This window comes from Klebsiella sp. C283 (assembly GCF_048822555.1).
Classification (GTDB): Bacteria; Pseudomonadota; Gammaproteobacteria; order Enterobacterales; family Enterobacteriaceae; genus Klebsiella; species Klebsiella quasipneumoniae.
Window position 1 is genome coordinate 1 of record NZ_JBMEZS010000051.1, and the last position, 2,436, is coordinate 2,436.

Below are 2,436 nucleotides of genomic sequence, written 5' to 3' on the forward strand. Positions count from 1 at the left end.
TGTGGAGTACTCCAGAACCACGCGTGAGAGAAACGCGCTGGTTGCCAGGGCGAAAAGCACGAGAGCAACGATGACAGGTATCCGGCGAAAGGTATGAGAGTTCGTACTGACCGGCTGTTCGGTGTTGTTTTTCATCACTGTTTATCCTCCATGTCATTCACCGGTATTCGGGATTCAAGCTCTGCCATTTCGTCTTTAAAGTTGCGACACGCGAGGCCGTACACCGCATCGTGGATATCGACCCCCTCCTGCCGGCGAGCTTTCATGTACTCAAAATCCGGGCCTTTTGAGGAGTACATCGCCCGGCTGAGCGGGTCGACGAACAGGCGGTGCCAGGAGCAGTTCGCTTCCACCTGCAGCATAAAAGAGCTGAACCACTGCTCTTTGGCCGAACCGAAGCCGTTAATCATGTCTTTCTCCAGCTTGCTGAACTGATCCGGGTACAGCTGGTTATACTTGGCAAATTCCTTCGCTGACTGTTTCAGAATGGCCTTGTATGACGAGTTCCCCCAGGCAGCGCGTGCAGCGCTCGATGCGGTCGGGGAATCGAAGTCCACGATATTTTGCGTGATGGTGATGTATGCGCCGGTATGTCGACGCGCGGTACGGTAGCCTTTCTCGATGAACTGACCCACTTTTTCATTCTTGAAATCAAGGAGCTTCCAGCCTTCATCGATGACGTTCAGTTTTTTCAGGCCACGCGGTGACTGATACATCCTGTTCTCGATGTAAATAATCAATGAGAACATCACAGCGATAAGCAGAGATGGCCGCGACTCCAGGCCACCGAGCTCCAGTACCACCATCCGGGCATCATCGTGGAGTGTTGGTGTATCTGAGTTGAAATAGTCCCCGTAGATCCCATTTACCGTGTACTGATCGAGCAGGATTATCATCTCGTCCAGACGGCCCCGGATTGTTGGGGAATCAGCATATTCATCGCTGTCCTTCGCGTCCTGTAAAAACTGCACTACGTCATCAACGCGTGCATGATTACGCTTGCTTAACCAGGCCGCCTGCACTGCCTGCAGAAGCAGGCCTTCATGGACTTCATCGAGGTTGCCGTTCGGACTGGCCATGACAGACATCTGATCGCGTATACGTTCTGCTGACATGTCGAAGTGAGCATCATCCAGCACGTTGGCGAACGGGTTAAACTTGAGGGTATCGCCATCGAGGTATACGCCCCCCATGTTTTCACACAGGGACTTATAGCCATCGCCCATGTCGAACACCCAGGCAAACCCGCCGGAGTCGAGCACACTGCGAATGAGGGGCTGAATCAGACCGGTTTTACCCGCCCCGGACGTCCCGCAGACTGCCATGTTGAAATTGGTATTGTTCATTCCCTCGTAGAACAGGTCGATGAACGCCAGCTGATTTCGGTAGGTGGGCGCCAGGAGTCCCGCCGGCGCCAGCGGGCTGTCAGCGACGATCGGCAGGAGGTTAGCCACCTGGAACGTCTCCGCCCGCTTCACCACGCCTGCCGCCTGCAGCTCTTTAAACAGGCCCTCACCACACTTGAACGGCATCATGGCCAGAAAGTTACGCAGGTGATGGTAGCGGGCCGGGATCAGCTGGAAACCGCCTTTACGGTAGCTGTTGAGCACCTGCTGTTCAGCGGCGAGAGAGGCCTCTGTGCTGTCTGCGGTGTACGTGGTGATATTAAAGAAGTAGGACACCAGGGAGGTCTGGTTGGTCGCCAGTCGCTGGCGGATATCGCCCCACTCCTGCATTTCTTTTATCACGTTCGGAAAAAACTTCGCGTAGGAGGTTTTGCTTTTCTTCTCCACGTCCATGAATTTCATGTTGGCTTCATTCTGGGTCTTCACCTGGTCCTCCACCATCAGCGTCAGCGTAATGACAAAGGGGCAGGAAATGGAGAGCTCCGGGTTAAGCAGGTTGGCGTAGTTATCCGCGGAGGTCCAGAGGAAGGCCATTTCCGGATCACTCTCCAGATGGTAGCTCGTCACCCGGGTTACGCACTCTTTCCCGTCACGCCCCAGGCGGCCAATTTTCAGATGACCGGCGGTGACCTGCATATCAAAGCTGTCATCGACACACTGATAGTTCAGATCCTGATAGGGGTCCAGCTTATACGGTACGCGGTACATCTCGTGCGGGTCCGGGTTTATAAGCTCGCGCATCAGTTCGACCAGCCCGGCAGCATCAAGGATACGCGTCGGAATATAGGCACCGCCCAGTGACGCCCGCAGGATTTTAATCTGGTTCTCCATCTCCACAATTTGCGTGGTGGAGTTTTTCTTCCGGGGCACGCAGCAGGAGATGTACACGCGGTAGTTACGCAGCGTCAGGGGTAAATCCAGTGCAGGAGGCAGGGGGAACTTCGTCTCCGCTGCCCGGAGATAGTAGGCCTGGGTGATGGCGTTAAACTTTTTAGCCTGTTTACCGCTCCAGCGGAATTCACGCAGACCG

The 2,436-nt window shown here is 54.8% G+C and carries 1 protein-coding gene and 1 pseudogene; both read right to left on the reverse strand.

Annotation, left to right across the window (positions count from 1 at the left end):
* A pseudogene (locus ACOI7Z_RS27035) lies at positions 1-135 on the reverse strand (conjugal transfer protein TrbI); the annotation flags it as partial.
* A partial coding sequence (traC, locus tag ACOI7Z_RS27040) for a type IV secretion system protein TraC (protein WP_243211319.1) occupies positions 135-2,436 on the reverse strand: 2,302 nt, incomplete at its 5' end. The gene traC and the pseudogene ACOI7Z_RS27035, both read right to left, overlap by 1 nt.